Genomic DNA, 17,919 nt, shown 5'->3' on the forward strand with positions numbered 1-17,919 from the left:
ATGGCAGCAGGTTGGATGATTTCAATTGGCTACATAGAAAGAGGCCAACTTCGGCACCTAACGTACGCGGTCGCGGTGGCTAACGCCATCGAGGCCATCAAGGCTTCACTGGATGTCGGCGCCGCCCGATTCTCATTGAGTGCCGGTCTCGGCGAGGTGGCCTTGGCGAATTCTGCACTCAGTCTACAGCAACTGGATGATCTCGGCATGGTGAAAGGCGAGATTTGTTCCCTATGGGACGACACGATCGCTCCTTGTCAAGTGATCGCGATTCATGGGAATGACACGACGAGAATGACCCCGCCCGCGGTCGCGATGGGCTTTGATCGGGACGGCGGGCCGGCTCGTCGGTCACTTCTACATAAAGGATGGCGACGATTCAGTCTCCGTTTGCGAACGCGGCTGAGTTCTTAAACAGCCTGTTATGGCAACAGGGACGGAAACTGGATATAGTCGTGCTTCTTGGTCAGGCGCGGAGACCGCTCGTTCTGCAAGTTTTTGACCATGACCGTCCCGGTCAGCGACGCAGCGACATCTGGACGCTGCGCAGCTCGAATTCGATCGGCCCATAGTCCGGCTCGGTCAGGTCGCTGCCGAGATATTCGCGATAGAGCACCTGGATATATTCGCGCGTGCCCTGCGCCGCGCGGATCTTCGGCACCAGCTCGCCGTTGACGTTGTCGATCTTGATCGTCGTCGACGGCGGCTGGCCTTCCTTTTGCTCCGGATAGCCGGCCTCAAAAGGACACGGAATAAAGGTCACTGTCTCGCCGGCGTTGCGCGGCGCTCCGGCCTCGAGCCCAAAGGCCATATCGTCGCCGACGTTGGCGACAACTCGCGCCGGCTGGTCGAATGACGACTGCCAGAGCTCGAGCGTGTAATAGATCCGCGCGCTGGGCGGACAGGAGGCAAGGCCTCGAGCAGCGCTTCATGTGCGTCGGCATCGCTATTCGGAGCGTCATGCGAACGTCGACCAGGTCCGGATTCGGCCAGCTCGCGACCAGGTTGGTTCCCGGCTTGGTGAACTGGCAGACTTTGTTCGCGAGCGACGTTCCGAGCCAAACGTCGATGGTGAACCGCGCGGTCCCGAGGTTCAGCGTCGTCTTAACCCACTCGACAAACGTGTCGTAGTCGGCCGCATAAAAGCGAACCGGTTGCGTCACCGTGCCGACATTGTCGCCAGGCCGCGGACGCTGCCGCGTGTTGCCTTGCTCCATGTCGGTCGAGATCGGATCGCAGCATGCGCTGCAGGCCGAAACCGTCTTTGAGGATGACGGCGTCTGCGATCGGGAATGCCAGTAAAGCCATAACTTATTGCCCGTGAACGGTTTGACGCCGTACTGGCTGCCGAGCACGCGCGGCCGGTCCCAGTTGACAGCGAGTCCCCGACCGCGCCGTCGACCATCTTGCGCAACGTCACGCTGACGTCGCCATTCGGCGACTGCTCGACGCTCGGCGTCACATCCGCATAGTTGTTGATGGTGACCTGCGGCGGCCGGCCTCCGTTGGCGCCGGCGCCGAGCGCGGCCATTTGACCAGGCGTAAAGACGTCCTCGCCGCGCTGCGCGATGATCGGCACTGTCAATCGGCGTTGGACTGGGGCTCTGTCGCAATTTTGGTGCAGCTCCGATTATTCTGCGCCGATTAGTCTGGCCTGAAGCAGATCGATTTTCCCGCGGCCATACATCTGACGCCTGACGAGCTTGAGGCGCGTGATCTGACCTTCAGTCTGTCCATTGGACCAGGGCGAGGTGATTGCCGCCCGAACCGCCGCTTCGTCCCTGACGACGCCGCTCGCGAACGAGGCGACGAGACTGATGCGAGCGCGCTCGATCCATGCGGTAAGCCCTTCCTCAACCTTTCGCCGGATCATCACGTGGAATTCGGCGATGATGTCGCGGGCCTCGACCAAGCTTGGTACGCCCGCTTCGATCGCCGCGATCATGACGGTCTCCGCTTTCGTCAGCAAGTCCCGGCCGATTGTCATGAGGCGAGCGATCGTTCTGGCCGACGGAATCCGTTGAAGGTTTTGCGTGTCGGCCTTTTCAGCTCGTCGTCTGCGGGTCGCCCACTCGCTGATGACGCGAAGCGAGCCTCGAAAGCCTCGCGCCTTCAGGCGGCGCCAAAGTTCAGCTCCGTTTCGACAGCCGGACGCCCACTGATCGTCGAGCCAAGGCAAATGCAGGTCCAACGAGCTTTGTCGGGTCCGGAAAACATCGTTGCGCTCGCCGCGGATCACGTGCCGAACCAGCTTCCTGCTGTGGCCAATTTGACGCACGATCTGCTTGATGGGTAAGCCATTCTTCGAAAGAGTCAGGATGGCCGCATTGGTCTCCTCGCGGCGAAGATAGCCCTCATACTGGAGGCGCTCGGCGGCTGTGAGCAGTTTGGGATCGATCGTGGTCACACCGATGACGGTGCGCATCTGTGCATCGAATTGCGGACGGCATCAAGGAAGACTCGGCTGGCGTTCTCCATCAGATGCCAACGATCCGCGACCTGTACCGCGTGCGGCAAGGCCTTTGCTGCCGCTTCGCCATAGCCACCGCCACGATCGCGGGCGACGATCTGGATCGCAGGATGGGCAGCAAGCCAGGCTTGGGCGGTCGCAGGCTCCCGATCCGGCAGCAAGGTGACGACCCGGCGGCGTTCCAGATTGCAGATGATGCTGGCGTATCGGTGATTGCGGCGCCAAGCCCAATCATCAATGCCGATAACTCTAAGCGGATCAGCCGGCGGACGGCTACGGCGCCGGACGACGCGCAGCAACGTATCCTTGCTCACCGGCAGCATCAGCCTTTTTGCGAAGCCTGCCGCCAGTCGACCACCAAGCGCCAAGCCGAGGTGATGAACGATCGACTCCATCCTCGCCGTGCGCCGCGCCGACGGAGCCAGTACCCCTTCGGCGAAGCGCTCCGTGAAGATCTGACGCCCGCACAGGACGGCGTCGCAGCGGAAGCGGCGGGCAATTACCAGGAGCTGGACGATCCGCCCCGAGAGCGGCAGATCGGTCACACGTCGCCGATATCGGCTATGGACACGCCGGGAAACCGTTCCGCACGATGGACACAGACCAACGCTTCCGGACGCCCGGACCGCAATAACGGCCTTATCGCCTTCGAAGTACGCACTCTCTACAACAAACCCACTCGGCACCAGATTGGAGCGCTGGAGTGCCTGCTGCATGGCGCTGATTCTCCCCCAATGAATGCGCCAGACATCCCCCAAACTGCATCAAAAGTGAGTCAGAGCCCAAAATTGACCCCCTACAGTTAGGTCTGTTGCGCTGCCTGCTTTGGAATGAAGCAGGTGGATGGGATGCTGGTCGTGGAGACGATTGCGCGGATTCGGCGCGAGCACTTCATCAAGGGCAAGACGATCAAGGAGATCGCCCGTGACCTGAAGGTGTCGCGGAACACGGTTCGGAAGGTGCTGAGGTCGGGAGAGACCTCCTTCGAGTACGAACGGCAGGTGCAGCCACGGCCAAAGCTGGGACGATGGGCAGTAGAGCTTGACGGATTGCTGGCGGCGAACGCGGCCAAATCGGCTCGTGAACAACAACTGACCTTGATCCGGATCTTCGAAGAGCTGCGCGGCCGCGGCTATGACGGCGGCTACGATGCCGTGCGGCGTTACGCCAGGCGGTGGAGCAAAGAACGCGGGCAATCGACCGCGGCCGCTTATGTCCCGCTGAGCTTTGCCCCAGGCGAAGCCTACCAGTTCGACTGGAGCCACGAGGTGGTATTGCTGAGCGGCACCACGGTGATGGTGAAGGCCGCCCATGTCCGGCTCTGTCACAGCCGCATGCTGTTCGTGCGGGCCTATCCGCGGGAGACGCAGGAGATGGTGTTCGACGCCCACGACCGGGCGTTCGCCCTGTTCAATGGCACGCAGTAAAAGCACTGCGGCGAAGTGAATCAGTGAGCCGAAAGGGCAAGAGAACCGGGGCAAATGTGATCTTGTCGGGTCAATGACGCCGCCCGATCTCAGCCTCCCGAATGACGTAGAGCAGCTGAAGGCCATGGTTTTTGCCATGGCCGAAAAGGCAGCCCGCGCCAGATGCTCTGGCGAGCGAAGTCACCGATCTTGTCGAAGCACGGAATGCGTGGCGCGCGATTCAAAGTCGGGATGATGCCCGAATTAAGAGAAGTCCGCCTTTCGAGGCAAGATCGTAAGGTGCTTGAGGCGTGTTGTCGCTCACCGATGACATTCAGCGATTTGAAGCGAGCGCGGATAGTTCTATTGGCGAAGGCCGGGAGTAGGCCGCAGACAGGCGTGCACATGAGGACGGGGAGAAGCAGCGCAAGCACACCTGACCTGGAAACCTCCCACGCGTCGTCGCTGTGCTTGGTATTTGAGCCAGGATCGGGATCAGATCGATGCTTAGCCAGGCTGTTGCTCGACCACCTGTTTGTGCAAGCACCGCAACTCGCCACGGTGTCCGATCTGGCGAAGCGGTTTGTGTCCCTTCTCAGTGGTAGCGACATCGCCGAGCTCGATGAGAAGCAGGCATTAGGCTCGGTCTTTAAAGCGCGTCACACGTCACCAACTCCCCCAACGGACCACAACGTTTCGCGTGCGCCTGGCGCTCGGCCTTGCCACCTCATTCAGTTGCAATACGAAATCATAATTCATTCATGCATCTGTTACGGACTCGGCCTATGCTTCAACGCCGTCAAATGACCGAGGGTTGATCATGAGCCATTTGTCAGACATGCTGCGAAGCCTGCGGTGGGATGACTACCGCTACTATCACCGGAGCAGAACTAACCAGACGCTGCATTTGATCAGCGCTTTCATCTTCCTCGGTTGCTATGCGCTCTTGTTCAAGGACCCGGCAATGGCCGGCATCCTCGGCTGGCTTGCGATGCTGACGCGGCAGACTGGACATTTCTTCTTCGAGCCGAACGGCTACGATGACGTGAACAAAGTCAGCAACGAGTACAAGGAGGCGGTCAAGGTCGGCTACAACCAGGCGCGCAAGATTGTGCTTTTGATAATCTGGGGCCTGGCGCCGGTCGCACTGTACGTCTTTCCGCTGTTTGGCATGTTCGATCCGCCTGCGGGGAGGCTTGACTTCATCTGGCAAGTCGGCACGGTATGGCTCGTCATCGGCATTGGCGGCGGCCTGTTTCGGATGATCCAGCTCTTCGTCACCCGTGACGGCCAGACCGCGATTGTATGGGTCTTCAAAGTCCTGACGGATCCCCTCCACAACGTCGCGCTGTACTACAAATCGCCGCTCGCGCTGTTGCGCGGAGAGCTGATCGACACATCGATCGCGGACGCTGGTTGGGGTGGTGACGACGCCGGAAAGGCGCCGCATCTCACCTGAGAGACGCACATTGAGCAGGTGCCCACGAGACGACCCAAGCGGCCGGCCGAGTGGGGAGGTCTGGCTTCTCAAAACACGCCGCATCTATCGCGAATTGGGCCTGCAATTGCGCAACAAGACGCCAAAGCGCCGGGTCAAGGCCAAACTGCGCGATGACCGCAGGCCGGCGACACGATCGAACGAGACCTGGGCAATGGACTTCGTCCATGACCAGCTGGCGACGGGACACAAGTTACGCGTGCTTACGATCATCGATACCTTCTCCCGCTTCTCGCCGGCGCTGGCGCCACGGTTCATCTTCCGCGGCAGCGACGTCGCGGCGATACTGGAAAGGGCCTGCAAGGAAGTGGGATTCCCGGCAACGATCCGGGTCGATCAAGGCAGCGAGTTCGTGTCGCGCGATCTTGATCTGTGGGCTTACCAGCGCGGCGTCACGCTGGACTTCTCGCGGCCCGGCAAGCCAACCGACAACTCGTTCATCGAGGCCTTCAATGGCCGCTTCCGGGCCGAATGCCTCAACGCCCACTGGTTCCTGTCCCTTGCGGACGCCCAGCAAAAAGTGGAGGATTGGCGCAGATATTACAATGAAGAACGGCCCCACGGGGCGATCGGCAATCGACCGCCGATTTTGCTGCAAAACCACGTCGGCGCAACCAGCCCGCCAACGTGACCAAAACGCAAAACTCTAGTTCTGGGTGGTCCAAAGTTCGGTCTCGCTGCACACGCCCCGAGACTCTAACCGCCGCTGGATGAAAGTTTGGTGACAGGTCACCCCGTGTTCTGGCGGTAAAGCGGCTCGCCATTGTGCATATTTGGCGACGGTGATCTGGGCCAGAAGCGCTTCCGCCGTCAACGCTATTGGAGCGTCGGAAACGAGAGACGCGGAAGCCAGCTCCAGCGTCGCCGGCCGCTTCGCAGTTCTCCTCTCCAGTTCAACGTCGTCCCGGCCTAACTCCGCCGTAGAAATCATTCGGCTCGGCGAACCGAGGGGCATCAGCAGCTATCGGATTGCGCGTCTCTCCACCATACTGTGTATGTGAAGGGCAGGACTTGGCGGCAATCAAATACCTGAACGTGACCGCTGATGATTTTCACCGAAAAGAAGGACAATGTGTCGTCCTCATAGCCGATGCATATCTCCGACGTCTTGGGGCTCAATATCCAAGGCGATTTCGCGCCGTGGTGATATAAGTACGGCAACAAGCCGCTGACCTGGCATTCACGGTCGTGGTCGTATCCGTCCACTTGTCTTCCGCATACGGCGACACTAATATCGTTGCACGTTTTGGTCTCGCGTTCGTACACGCCGAGGACATCGCAGCGGCGATGGTAAGCGAACGCGACCGCAGCTGACGCCGCTCGGACATGCTGTTTCATGTCGCCTACCTAATGTGGGACGGACGAAGGGCGGGACGCGCCGAGTTCGCCCACCATGTCGTCACTAGAGCGGTTTCCAGTTGAGGTGAATCGGAACAGTCAAAGGGGATTCCCACGGGCACGCAAATCAGATTCGGTGTTGCCCGCGGCAACATGCGGGGCATGCGATGGCGAAGGGATACTCCAAGGACCTCAGGGTGCGTGCGGTTGAGCTTGTTGAGTCCGGCGAAAGCGCACGTGAGGCTGCGCGCATTCTCAATCTCGGCGCTTCGACTACGATCCGATGGATGGATCGTTGGAGGAAGACCGGAAACGTTGAGGCCAAGCCCGGCACCGGGCACAGCCGCTCGCCGTTGGAGCAGCACAAGCAGTGGCTGATCGAGCTGATCGCCGCGGAGCCGGACCTGACGCTCGAGGAGATCCGCGCGCGTCTGCGCTCTCAGAGAAAGCAAAAGGCCGGCATCGGTTCGATCTGGCGTTTCTTCGACCGTCACAGCATCACCTTCAAAAAAAACACTGCACGCCGCCGAGCAGGATCGACCTGACGTCGCTGCCGAGCGTGCCGCGCTGAAAGCCGAGCAGCCCAAGCTGCGTGCACCGCGCCTCATCTTTATCGACGAGACTGCGGTCACGACGAAGATGGTCCGGCACTATGGGCGCTCTCCTCGCGGTGAGCGCCTCGTCTCTGGCGTGCCCCATGGTCACTGGAAGACGCTGACGCTTGTCGCCGCGCTGCGCATCGATGGCCTCACGGCGCCCTATGTCATCGACGGTGCAATGGATGGGCCCTCGTTCCTGGCTTATGTCGAGCAAGTCCTGGCGCCGACCTTGCGCAAGGGCGACATCGTCTTCATGGACAACTTGCGCACTCACAAGATCGCCGGTGTCCGCGAGGCGATCGAGGCTGTCGGCGCCCGCGTGCGTTATCTGCCGGCCTACTCGCCCGACCTCAATCCAATCGAACAGGCCTTCTCCCGGTTGAAAGCTGCGCTGCGCAAAGGCGCCACCCGCACGGTCCAAGCCCTGCTCAAACTCATCGGCAAACTCGTCAAGTCGTTTGCGCCGCAGATGTGTGCCAACTACTTTAGGCATGCTGGATACACCAGATGATCCACATCATGTGGAAAATGCTCTAGCCGGCAACGATCGCCGAGGGTAAGGGGAGTCCAAATAAAAAACGTCGCTCCTCTTCACTCTAACTCACCGCCGTGGGTTCTTTCTTTAGGCGTGCAAGGGTGGTGACCCGGGTTCTGATCGCCGACTCTCACTGCGCTTTTGCTCACTCGCGATCTCTTTCGCAGCAGCCCGGCTTCCCACAGTTCGATTACCCGCTGGTCGTCCGGCTTAGACCATCGGTAAATCGCTTGCCTGGCAAGTCCCACCTAGAAGCGCTCATTTATCTAGGCTGCCCCCAGCTAAATTCGTGTCCTATGGCTGTGCGACGTCAGTGCTTTGCCTGACCAGCTCGCGCACTCTTACGCGACAAGGTCTTGTCTGAGGATGCTGACGTCCAGTGCTCGGTGCAGCGCATTGCCCTCACATGTTGTCATCCTGCCAGCAGACCGCTCGGACGCACAATCCATCATGACCCGTTGACTCTGGACCGGTGTCATTACTTTCGATCTGGGCAATGCGCGTCTTAACTTCGGGGCGCAAGTTGGTAGTCATTTTAGACATCGCCCGATCCTGATGCTCCACGGAGTCCAGCCCGAAAGGCTAACGACGTTTGACGGTACAGCATCAACATTGGATCTGGCTCCTACCTACTCTTGGGGGGCCGTCGCTCCCTGGCCACTCGCCTCTATTCGGTTCTGCGACAGGCGGACCTTCTCCCCTGACGCGTGAACCGAATGAGGGATATGTCCGCACGGGTGAAATCACGCGCTACATTTGCGGGGATGGCTTCGCCATCCGGCGGAACAAGGAAGCGCTTGCAATCGCCATTGCGGCCATGGTCGTGAACCACGACTTGCCCGATTGCTGCGTAGAGCGACTGCCGCTTGCAGCTCGACTTCACCTCGACGATTTCGCGCAAGACGCCCCCGGCCTAGATCCCGAGATCAACATGCTATCCTTGAAACTGGTCTAAGCGGTAGCTGCAATGACCCGTGCTTTGCACGGGAATGTTGCATCGTTGATAATGGCGCAGTCAACAGAGTTGCCGAGCAAACCGTTCCGCCCATAAAAACCGAGCCAAAGTACTTGTCGCGGAAAATTCGTGTGTTGTTATCACCCTGTTTAAGAGCGCCATGACGGCCTCTTGCGAAACCAAGCCGAGGTCGGCCAAGGCGCAAGAAGCAAGCTGGGATGAAATTATGTCCGAACGAGCCATAATTGCCTTTGGCAGTACAAGTGCAAAAGTCTCCTTTGTGTAACCAGTTGGAAATACGTCGGAGCCCAAGCGCTCACGCAAGTAACAACGGAGGAGTTCCTTGCGCGAGCGAAGTGCAAATGGAAGCTGGGCTCCAAACTTGATCAATCTCGGATCGCCAAATGGGCGGACGGGCCAAAGTCCTCGCGTCGCGAGTGGGCGAGCATGGCAAAGACTTGCGAGCAGAATTGTGGATTGAGTTGCACTGATGGGGGCGCTAAAAAGGAAGGATGAACGAGCGGCGTCGAGCCCGCGCTTCGTCAATAGGTCTTCTGCAAGCCCAAGCGCGATATCCAGGTGGGGTGAAGATGGAGACCTGGGTTCATCCTCGTCGCTGGTGAAGCGAGCGCAAAACTCGTCTCCTCCTATGCCGGACCAGATTATTTCGCAGCCGTCACCGCGAAACCGATCCCAGAGCGACCCGAACGCCTCAAGGTAATATTCAGAAATTAGTGGCAGGCGTCCTTTCGGGTCGAGATCTAAATCAATCGCCGGCATGTAGGCGCGCATTTCAACTTTGTGATCGCGGCAATTCAGTGCGCTCAAAATGCTCGCTCGGCGGTCAACCTGCTTGGGGCTACTCCCGTCGCCCAATAGTATCCCGCCACATGCTAGCGGCTCTATGTTCTCGCCAACAGCAATTGCGACGGAAGCGGAGTCCATTCCTCCGCTCAGCTCCACAGCACTTGCGCAGAAGGCGGTCGGCCGCGAACGAACAACCGCCTGAAGAGTATTAGAAAACTCAAGGACATGATTGCTGTCCTCTCGTCCAGAGAGCTCAGGGGCTGATGAAGGTGTCGTGCCATACTCAAATGACGTTCGCGATCTGTCGACGTACAAGGTGGCGCCAGCGGTCAGCAGGTTAACGCCTACGCAGGCCTGCCGCGCAGAGTAGAACGTTCTCATAGATAGATGATGGCTTATGATTTCTGCATCAATCGTTCTCGATTTATCCAAAAGATCCATGAAATCCCAGGAGAGCGTAACCGTACGAGTGCGCTCCTCCACGTGGAAGTAAATTGGGAGGCTGCCAATATGGCCTCCTCGTACACGCAACCGAGGACCCCGGCGAGCGCCCTCGATCACGATAAAATCGAGCGGCCAGTGCATGTATTTCTGGTAGTTCTGACGAAACTGATCCGTAGACGCATGGGCTATTACGACCGAATGAACGCCAGCTTCGTCCGCCGCTCCTTGACGCTCACGTATGACGAAGAACCATTGCTCAGAGTTCGTCACTAGCGAACTCTCAAGGCTCTTATGTTGGAATGGCCAGATGTAGCTTTCACCAAACTGTATCGAACTGCCTTTGGCAAAAGGATCGAAGCTTTCCAAATCGGCTATTGTCAGAGTGGCCTTGAGCATTTGTTCCTGGACTTAATCGTTACCGCCTCTCGTGTGAGAGGCGGTAACGGAGTGACGAATGATCTTAAAGGTAGCCCTGGTTAGCGCTGTCGTTAGGGAAAGGGGCCTTCTCTCCCTCAATAGTGGGAGGCGGCAGCACCGGCAAGGGGAGGTCAGTTGTATCGGGCCGCAATGGCCGCTTAGGCGTGTCTGCAGTTGCGCTCTTCATGTCAATCTCCGGGTGATCGAGCTTCTCGTCTCAAGTCTGGGCTTCAGTAAAAGCCACAGAGAGTGGCGCGGCAACGTGTCGAGCCATAACAGACACGCTCTCATGTGAGAAGGTGGGCGACAACCTACCAATGTCGGCAGTTGGATGACGGTGCTGGTGAACCGCCCCGGGTTTGCCGGAGGCCAATTGGAAACGGGTTGGTGAGGACCTGGTTGCTGATTCCGCTCGATGTCGCCCACGATTCCGGAATGATCTCGCCCACCGTTCCGATTTGATGTCGCCCGCCATTCCGAGATGATCTCGCCCACCATTCCGGGATGATGTCGCCCGGGGTATCGCAAGGGCGAACCCGGGGCGACGAGGCCTCTTCTGGCTCCGATACGGTCCCGCCTTTCGGCTTTGCGAAGGGGGACCTGGATGCCGATGGAGAGGTTTGCGATGCGCCAAGTGCGCGAAGTGATCAGATTGAAGTCGGCCGGGGTGCCGACCCGCGAGATTGCGCGGCGGGTGGGGACAGCCCCTTCGACGGTGCGGTTGACGATCCACCGGTTCGAGGCGGCGGGGCTGACCTGGCCATTGCCCGACGACATCACCGACGCTGCGCTGGAAGCCCGGCTGTTCGCCAGTGCGGGAGCCGGTCCCGGCACCCGGCGGGGCCATCGCCGGCAGGCCGGACTGGGCGGCGGTACACCGCGAACTCCGGCGCAAGCATGTGACGCTGTCGATCCTGTGGGACGAGTACATCGCAGGCGAACCCGGCGGGTATCGTTATTCGCGTTATGTTGCGGCCAGATTTATGTTGTCGCTGCTGGAGTGAGCCATGGATTTCGCCGACCTCCTTGGCTCGCTCCGCAACATAAGAGTGTGGACCTTTCGACCTACAGGGCCTTCAGGAATGCCATCAACGACGGGAGAGAGGGTTGCCGAGGCGGCGGCCTCAGGCTGCTGATATCGACCCTGGCTAACGCCTCTGCTTTCATCTCCAGGTCGACTTCAGCATAGATGTGCGTGGTATCTAATGACACGTGGCCCAGCCAAGCACGGATCGTGTTGATGTCGACGCCGGCGCGCAGCAGGTGCACGGCCGTTGTGTGCCGAACAGTATGTGGACTCACGCGCTTCGTCGCCAACGTCGGCACCGTTTCGCCCGCCATAGCGGCATATTGCGTCACGAGACGATGTATTCCGAAGCGCGTCAAAGGCTGGTTCGTCCGCCCGAGAAAGACCGCTTCACTTTTGTTCCGGTCGGCCACAAGACGAGTCAACGAGGTTGCCGTCGTTGACCACAATGGACAGATTCTGACCTTGTTTCCCTTGCCGTGAAGTCGCACTGACGGGGACGCACCCAGTTGGAGATTGCCGACCATCAATTTTGCTGCCTCATCGGCGCGAGCACCGCTGTTGTATAGGAAAAGCAGCAGAACATGGTCGCGCACCCCAAGACTCGTGCGTCTGTTAGGTTGGTTTAGCAACGCGTCCATCTCGGCCTTTTCGAGATATCCGATCACGGTCTTAGCCGTCTTCTTGAACGGCACTGCCCGTATCTCGGAACACCAGGCCAGGTGGATCGGCGATCGCGTCCCGATAAAGCGCGCTAGTGAATGGATGGTCGCCAGCCGTTGGTTACGGGTAACCTCGCTGCACTGGCGATCGCGCTCCAGGTGGTCCAGGAACTTGCGGACGACTTCCGGCGTCAGCTCTTCCACGGTCATGCGATCGATGGCGCAGCCTCCCTGCTTGCTGGCAAACGGCAGCAACAATGTCAGCGTGTCGCGGTAGCTGGCTTGGGTGTTGCGGGAAAGATTGCGCTCGGCGACCAGATGTTCCAGCAAGAACCGCCGGATCCACGGACCAAGCAGGCTCTTATCCTTCATGGCCGGCCTCCATCGCGTACCGAGCAAAGCGCTCGCCGGCCGCCTGGAGGAGATCCGGCGTCATCTGCAAATAGCGCTGGGTTGAACGGATATCGATGTGACCAAGGTAGGTTGCGAGTTGCGGAAGCAGTCGCTGCACCTCCTGGCCGGAGCGATACCATGCGATCACCCTGTGCACCGCGGCTGTGTGGCGAATATCGTGCAGCCGTGGAGGTCGAGGCTCGCCGACAGGGCAACTGATTCCGGCGGCTCGGCGGACATGCTGAAACCAGGAGATGACGCGCACATAGTGCCACGGTCGACCGCCGCGCGTAGTGAATAATGGAGATTCTTGCCCGCGCGGCAGAGGGAGCCGGCGACGGCGCTCGACGTACTCGACCAGTTCCTGGTTGAGCTTTGGTCCGATTGGCACGAGGCGCGTTTTGAAGAACTTCGTGTCACGGACGGTGATGATCTGATCAGTCAGATCCACGTCTTGCAAGACCAAACGAAGCGCCTCGCCAATGCGCATGCCGCTTCCGTACAGCAACAAGAGGAGCGTACGGTACATAGCCGGCACGTGAGGGCGATGCCCAACCTTCAGGATCGAGGTCGCGTCCAACAGGCGGCGCAGTTCTTCCGTGGAATAAACATAGGGCGTTTGTTGCGGCGGCAGCTTTGGAGACGTTGTCGGCAGTGGGGAGGATCTCGCGTACCCGCGACTGATGGCAAATCTATAAAGGCCGCTCAAAACCCTATATCGCAGCATCCAGTCGGCACTGAGCGATCCTTTGCCTTGGAGGAACTCGGCCACCGCCTCTGGGGTGACTTCGCCGATATCTCGATTGCCCATCGCTCGGCAGAACCTGCGGAGCAGAACCTCAGCGGACTCGAAACGCGTCCCCAGTGATCGCTGCTTGGCCAGATAGGCGTCGACAACATGGGTCAGCATCATTGGAGGCCTCCCAGGTCGAACGCTCCGACCTCGCGAAGCGCTTGCATGTTCACCTTGGCGTAGATGCTGGTTGACGCCGCGCTGCGATGTCCCAAATGGTCTCCGATCTCCTTTATCGACAGACCTTCGGCGAGAAGCCGAGAGGCGCAGGCGTGGCGCAACGCATGGCCGCCGCGGTGGGCAGCGTCGATTCCAAGTGCAACAAATCTGCGGTTAGCGACATCATAGATGCTCCCTGCCTTCAACGGCCGACGGGGCGCATGCATGCAGAGGAATACTTCCGGGCATGATGACGGCGGCCGCACCGTGTCGATGTAGCGGGCGAGCGCCTCAGCCACAGAGGAAACCAGCGGGTAAATCTGCGGCTGGCGGCGCTTCAGGCGGTAAAGCCGGAGCGTCCTACCTTCCCAGTCGATCTGATCGAGGCGCAATGCCGCCACCTCGCCGCTGCGCATCCCATAGACCGCAAGTAGCAGCAGGATCGCACGATCACGGATGTCCCGAGGCTCGTCGGTCTCGGCATCGGCCAACATGCGCTGCACGTCGCACCAATCTGGGGCATACGGCAGCGATTCCTGTCGATAGAGCCGAGGCCGGCAAATCGAGGCCGCTAAGCGGTCCGTACACATTCCCCGCTTTGCCGCGTAGCGCAGAAATGCCCGCAAGGTCGAGGCTGTGTTGGCCACCGAAACGCGAGACCATCGTCCCGTCGCCTGGTCGACGAAATAGGCGTCGACGTCTTCAGGCTGAAGAGCCCTGAGTTGCCGATTGGTTTTGTCGCACCAGCGCAGGAATCTGCCGACTATCCGGCTCCATTGCTCCACCGTCGATGGCGTGAACCCGCGCTCATTGCGCATCCATGTCACATACTGGTCGAGTTGGCTCTGGCACTGAAACACGACGGTTGGTTCACGCCACCAACCTAGAAATCGAAGCCAAGGTCGTCCGATGTCGACCACTCTTCGTGCTGCGGTGACAGCGCCCGTCAGGCGCAGACGCTCAGTCGCGATCCGTTGGAGCGCCTCGATATCGATGCCCTGCGAAGCATCTGGACCGAGATATGCGGCAATCCGCAACAGCTCGTTCCGCTTGATTCTGAGAGAACCTGCGGTCGCGCCGGCTTCTGCACAGTGGCGAAGGTAACGGTACCGCTCGTCGGTGAATGGCGCGTCATCGCGGTGGGGCACGGTCAAGGGGATGGAATAAATCGTCTGATCCATAGCGAGCCTCCATTGGACAAATGGTTCGCTACCCAGCGTCGAATTATGTTGCGTGAACAATGCCCGCAGTGTTCATGCTCCCCGCAATTATAGCTCCTTGCACAACATAAATCTGGCCGCAACATAACGCGAGATATGTTCACGATCACATATCTCGCGGTTCTGCGAGCTCTACCGCGCCTGGGAAGGCCGCCTGTCGGTGACGATGCGCCAGTCGCATACGGCCGGCGACAAGCTGTTCGTCGACTATGCCGGCGACGGCGTGCCGGTGGCAATCGACCGGTTCACCGGCGAGCGACGCGCCGCGCAGATCTTCGTCGCGGTGCTCGGCGCATCGAGCTTCACCTACGCGCAGGCGACCTGGACGCAGGGGCTCGCCGACTGGATCAGCGGCCACGTCGGCGCCTTCGAGGCGATCGGCGGCGTGCCGGCGCTGCTGGTGCCGGACAATACCAAGGTCGCAGTGATCAAGGCCTGCCTCTACGACCCGCAGATCAACCGCAGCTACGCCGACATGGCGGCGCATTACGGCACCGCCATTCTGCCGGCCAGGCCGCGACGGCCACGGGACAAGGCGAAGGTCGAACAGGCGGTCCTCATGGTCGAGCGCTGGCTGCTCGGGCGGCTGCGCCACCGCACCTTCCACAGCCTCGCCGAGGTCAACGCGGCGATCACCGAGCTAATGACCCGGCTCAACGAGGAGCGGCCGATCCGGTGGCTCGGCGTGACCCGCCGCAAGCTATTGGAGGAGATCGACCGGCCGGCGCTCAAGGACCTGCCGGAGAGCCCCTACGTGTTCGCCGAGTGGCGGATCTGCCGGGTCAGCATCGACTATCACGTCGAAGTCGAGGCGCATTACTATAGCGTCCCGCATCGCTTCGTCCGCGCCGAGGTCGAGGTGCGCTTCACCGCCCGCACCGTCGAGATTTTCCACAAGGGCGAGCGGATCGCCGCGCATCAGCGCATGAGCGGCAACCACAAGCACACCACCGTGCCGGAACACATGGCGTCCAGTCATCGGCGCTACGCCGGCTGGACCATCGAGCGCATTCGCAAGGAGGCCGTCACGATCGGGCCGGCCACCGCGGCGCTGTGCGACCTGATCCTCGATGAGCGGGCGCACCCTGAGCAGGGCTTCCGCGCTTGCCTCGGCATCATCCGGCCCGGCCAATCCTACGGGCAAGAGCGGCTCGATGCTGCCGCCATGCGGGCGATCGACATCGGCGCGCGCACCTACGGCTCGGTCAAATCGATCCTTGCCAACAACCTCGATCGGCGTCCTTCACCCAAGCGCCCCGCGGACAACGCGCCGGTCCTTCATCCCAACATCCGCGGGCCGCGCTACTACAACTAGGAGATCACGCCTTGCTCACGCATCCGACCCTCGATCAACTCCACGCGCTCGGCCTTCATGGCATGGCCAAGGCCTTTGCCGACATCGAAGCCGGCGGCGATGCCGCAAGCCTCGGCCATGCCGAATGGCTCGCGCTGCTGCTCGAACGCGAAGCCTCGCTGCGACGGGACAAGCGGCTATCGAAGCGGCTGCAATACGCCAAGCTGCGCCAGCAGGCTTGCGTCGAGGGCATCGACTATCGCACCCCGCGCGGCCTCGACCGCAGCCTCCTGACGATGCTGGTCGAAGGCCAATGGATCGACGACCACGCCAACCTGCTGATCTGCGGGCCCTCCGGCGTCGGCAAGAGCTGGCTCGCCTCGGCGCTCGGCAACAAGGCCTGCCGCGACAATCGCTCCGTGCTCTATCAGCGTGTCCCGCGGCTGTTCACCGATCTCGCTTTGGCGCGCGGCGACGGCCGCCACCCGCGGCTCCTGCGGGCGCTCGGCCGCATCGATCTGCTCATCCTCGACGACTGGGGCCTCGAGCCGCTCGACGCCGCAGCCCGCCACGACCTCCTCGAGATCCTCGAGGACCGCTACGGCCGCCGCTCCACCACCGTCACCAGCCAGCTCCCCGTCGATCAATGGCACGCGCTGATCGGCGATCCCACCTACGCCTACGCCGTCCTCGACCGCCTGGTCCACAACGCCCACCGGATCGATCTCAACGGCGAGAGCCTGCGGCGAACCCGCAAACCCGATCGAAAGGCCTGAGCCAGTGGCGCTGTGGACATGCCGCTGCGCTTGGACAACGCAAAGAGCGTTGCCCACATGCCCACAGCAGACCAACAGCAGACGAAGAAGGGCCTCAAGCCGCGATTCAAGGTTGACCCCGCGGCTTCACCGATGCCAGAAACCAAACAGCCAGAATGCCTCGCGCCCCGGGCGACATCAAATCGGAATGGTGGGCGAGATCATCTCGGAATCCTGGGCGAGATCAAATCGGTACACCCGGGCGAGATCATCGGAATCCGCAGACCTGGTGGATCTTTGTGTAAGTGGGGGCGACCCAGCGGAGATCGACAAGGCTGTTGGAGTGCAGCGGAAAGCGCAGGCCTTGCGAGCGGAACCACAGCCACACGCGTCGTGCCGAGCCGAATTCGGCAAAGCGGTCGAAGACAGCATGGATCGCGGCTTGCACCGACTCGTCAGGATGCAACAGCACCTCCCCGTCGGCGTCGCCCCGTACCAGACCCACCGGCAGCCCGCGGTGCAGTTCTCCGCGTGCGGCCTTGTTGCGGATGCCACCGAGCAGCCGCGCACGCAGCACATGCAGCTCTGCCTCTGACATCGTACCTTTGAGCCCGAGCACCAGGCGGTCATTGAACAAGCCCGGATGATAAATCCCATCTCCATCACCGATGAGCGTGTGGGTCAGGCCACATAGATCGAGCAGACGGTACCAATCAGCATTATTGCGCGCTAGTCGCGAGACTTCCAAGCCGAGCACGATGCCCACCTGGCCGAGGCCGACCTCCGCGGTCATACGCGCGAAGCCGGTGCGCTCGGAAAGGCCGGAACCGGAAATACCGAGGTCCTCATCGATGACCTTCACCTGATCGCGTCGCCAACCAAGCCGCGCGGCGCGTTCGGCTAACTCGTACTGACGGGCAGTGGACTCGCGATTATGCTCGACCTGCGTCGTACTGGACTGACGCACGTAGACGATTGCGCATCGGCGTAGGTGCTCAGCGGTGATCTTGCTCAGTTCGTTCATCGTTGTGATCTCCGGCAGTGGCGATTGCTCGGGCGATTAGTCGGGCGAGTCGCAGCACGAGATGTGCGCGCTGTTTTTTATCGAGGGCCTCCCATACGGGTACGGCCCCGCGCTGAGGTGGTG

11 protein-coding genes and 6 pseudogenes are annotated in these 17,919 nt (G+C 60.6%); 9 read left to right on the forward strand and 8 right to left on the reverse strand.

The genetic code is table 11. The features are described 5' to 3' along the window. On the forward strand, window positions 1–414 hold the full coding sequence (locus ACVWZM_RS23250; RefSeq protein ID WP_456856881.1) for a hypothetical protein: 414 nt from the start codon (window positions 1–3) through the stop codon (window positions 412–414). Between the two features lie 103 nt (window positions 415–517). On the opposite strand, the gene ACVWZM_RS23255 is transcribed toward ACVWZM_RS23250, so the two are convergent. Together ACVWZM_RS23255 and ACVWZM_RS23260 are read right to left on the reverse strand one after the other, a co-directional pair. Then, the gene (locus tag ACVWZM_RS23255; protein WP_456856753.1) at window positions 518–886 is read right to left on the reverse strand and encodes a DUF1833 family protein; all 369 of its coding nucleotides are present in this window, start codon (window positions 884–886) and stop codon (window positions 518–520) included. 744 nt (window positions 887–1,630) lie between these two features. Then, a pseudogene (locus ACVWZM_RS23260) lies at window positions 1,631–3,186 on the reverse strand (ISL3 family transposase). A 132-nt stretch (window positions 3,187–3,318) separates the two neighbouring features. On the opposite strand from ACVWZM_RS23260, the pseudogene istA (ACVWZM_RS23265) reads away from it, so the two are divergent. From istA (ACVWZM_RS23265) to ACVWZM_RS23280, 4 genes and pseudogenes are all read left to right on the forward strand, one after another. After that, window positions 3,319–3,888, forward strand: a pseudogene (istA, locus tag ACVWZM_RS23265) (IS21 family transposase); the annotation flags it as partial. Between the two features lie 240 nt (window positions 3,889–4,128). Beyond that, window positions 4,129–4,257 (forward strand): annotated as a pseudogene (locus ACVWZM_RS23270) (IS630 family transposase); the annotation flags it as partial. Between the two features lie 439 nt (window positions 4,258–4,696). Further along, window positions 4,697–5,335, forward strand: a complete 639-nt coding sequence (locus ACVWZM_RS23275; RefSeq protein ID WP_375162652.1) for a hypothetical protein — start codon at window positions 4,697–4,699, stop codon at window positions 5,333–5,335. Window positions 5,336–5,405: 70 nt separating this feature from the next. Further along, window positions 5,406–6,005, forward strand: a pseudogene (locus tag ACVWZM_RS23280) (IS3 family transposase); the annotation flags it as partial. Between the two features lie 323 nt (window positions 6,006–6,328). Here the strand turns inward: ACVWZM_RS23280 and ACVWZM_RS23285 are convergent. Further along, entirely contained in the window at window positions 6,329–6,712 is a 384-nt protein-coding gene (locus ACVWZM_RS23285; RefSeq protein ID WP_456855036.1) for a hypothetical protein, read from the reverse strand. A gap of 167 nt (window positions 6,713–6,879) precedes the next feature. On the opposite strand from ACVWZM_RS23285, the gene ACVWZM_RS23290 reads away from it, so the two are divergent. After that, a protein-coding gene (locus tag ACVWZM_RS23290) for an IS630 family transposase (protein ID WP_141343507.1) occupies window positions 6,880–7,822 on the forward strand; the annotation gives its coding sequence in 2 pieces (ribosomal slippage) (window positions 6,880–7,218 and window positions 7,220–7,822; 942 coding nt in all). A 1,039-nt stretch (window positions 7,823–8,861) separates the two neighbouring features. Here the strand turns inward: ACVWZM_RS23290 and ACVWZM_RS23295 are convergent. Further along, complete coding sequence (locus tag ACVWZM_RS23295; RefSeq protein WP_456855038.1) at window positions 8,862–10,448, reverse strand: hypothetical protein; 1,587 nt, start codon at window positions 10,446–10,448, stop codon at window positions 8,862–8,864. Window positions 10,449–11,094: 646 nt separating this feature from the next. Between ACVWZM_RS23295 and ACVWZM_RS23300 the strand changes: the two are divergent. Further along, window positions 11,095–11,437, forward strand: a pseudogene (locus ACVWZM_RS23300) (helix-turn-helix domain-containing protein); the annotation flags it as partial. 97 nt (window positions 11,438–11,534) lie between these two features. On the opposite strand, the gene ACVWZM_RS23305 reads toward ACVWZM_RS23300, so the two are convergent. Genes ACVWZM_RS23305 through ACVWZM_RS23315 form a run of 3 tightly spaced genes read right to left on the reverse strand, consistent with a single transcriptional unit; the run spans window position 11,535 to window position 14,684 of the window. Continuing rightward, on the reverse strand, window positions 11,535–12,530 hold the full coding sequence (locus ACVWZM_RS23305) for a tyrosine-type recombinase/integrase (RefSeq protein ID WP_456855039.1): 996 nt from the start codon (window positions 12,528–12,530) through the stop codon (window positions 11,535–11,537). Next, window positions 12,520–13,464 (reverse strand): tyrosine-type recombinase/integrase, encoded by a 945-nt coding sequence (locus ACVWZM_RS23310; RefSeq protein ID WP_456855041.1) that lies wholly within the window; start codon window positions 13,462–13,464, stop codon window positions 12,520–12,522. The genes ACVWZM_RS23305 and ACVWZM_RS23310 overlap by 11 nt, the downstream gene beginning before the upstream one ends. Further along, window positions 13,461–14,684: a tyrosine-type recombinase/integrase gene (locus ACVWZM_RS23315; RefSeq protein WP_456855043.1), complete on the reverse strand. Its 1,224-nt coding sequence runs from the start codon at window positions 14,682–14,684 to the stop codon at window positions 13,461–13,463. Before ACVWZM_RS23315 ends, ACVWZM_RS23310 begins: the two co-directional genes overlap by 4 nt. A 154-nt stretch (window positions 14,685–14,838) precedes the next feature. Between ACVWZM_RS23315 and istA (ACVWZM_RS23320) the strand changes: the two are divergent. Both istA (ACVWZM_RS23320) and istB read left to right on the forward strand, forming a co-directional pair. Further along, a pseudogene (istA, locus tag ACVWZM_RS23320) lies at window positions 14,839–16,038 on the forward strand (IS21 family transposase); the annotation flags it as partial. Window positions 16,039–16,049: 11 nt separating this feature from the next. After that, the gene (istB, locus tag ACVWZM_RS23325; protein ID WP_456855044.1) at window positions 16,050–16,793 is read left to right on the forward strand and encodes an IS21-like element helper ATPase IstB; all 744 of its coding nucleotides are present in this window, start codon (window positions 16,050–16,052) and stop codon (window positions 16,791–16,793) included. 247 nt (window positions 16,794–17,040) lie between these two features. On the opposite strand, the gene ACVWZM_RS23330 is transcribed toward istB, so the two are convergent. Then, a complete protein-coding gene (locus ACVWZM_RS23330; protein ID WP_456855046.1) occupies window positions 17,041–17,796 on the reverse strand; it encodes a recombinase family protein in 756 nt (251 codons plus the stop codon). Between the last annotated feature and the right edge of the window lie 123 nt (window positions 17,797–17,919).

Source organism: Bradyrhizobium sp. USDA 4501 (assembly GCF_054062115.1).

Excerpts from the sequence above, each read along its gene's own strand:
- ACVWZM_RS23250 (WP_456856881.1), top strand. The coding sequence starts at position 1 with ATGGCAGCAGGTTGGATGATTTCAATTGGCTACATAGAAAGAGGCCAA.
- ACVWZM_RS23275 (WP_375162652.1), top strand. The coding sequence starts at position 4,697 with ATGAGCCATTTGTCAGACATGCTGCGAAGCCTGCGGTGGGATGACTAC.
- ACVWZM_RS23285 (WP_456855036.1), bottom strand. The coding sequence starts at position 6,712 with ATGAAACAGCATGTCCGAGCGGCGTCAGCTGCGGTCGCGTTCGCTTAC.
- ACVWZM_RS23295 (WP_456855038.1), bottom strand. The coding sequence starts at position 10,448 with ATGCTCAAGGCCACTCTGACAATAGCCGATTTGGAAAGCTTCGATCCT.
- ACVWZM_RS23305 (WP_456855039.1), bottom strand. The coding sequence starts at position 12,530 with ATGAAGGATAAGAGCCTGCTTGGTCCGTGGATCCGGCGGTTCTTGCTG.
- ACVWZM_RS23310 (WP_456855041.1), bottom strand. The coding sequence starts at position 13,464 with ATGATGCTGACCCATGTTGTCGACGCCTATCTGGCCAAGCAGCGATCA.
- ACVWZM_RS23315 (WP_456855043.1), bottom strand. The coding sequence starts at position 14,684 with ATGGATCAGACGATTTATTCCATCCCCTTGACCGTGCCCCACCGCGAT.
- ACVWZM_RS23330 (WP_456855046.1), bottom strand. The coding sequence starts at position 17,796 with ATGAACGAACTGAGCAAGATCACCGCTGAGCACCTACGCCGATGCGCA.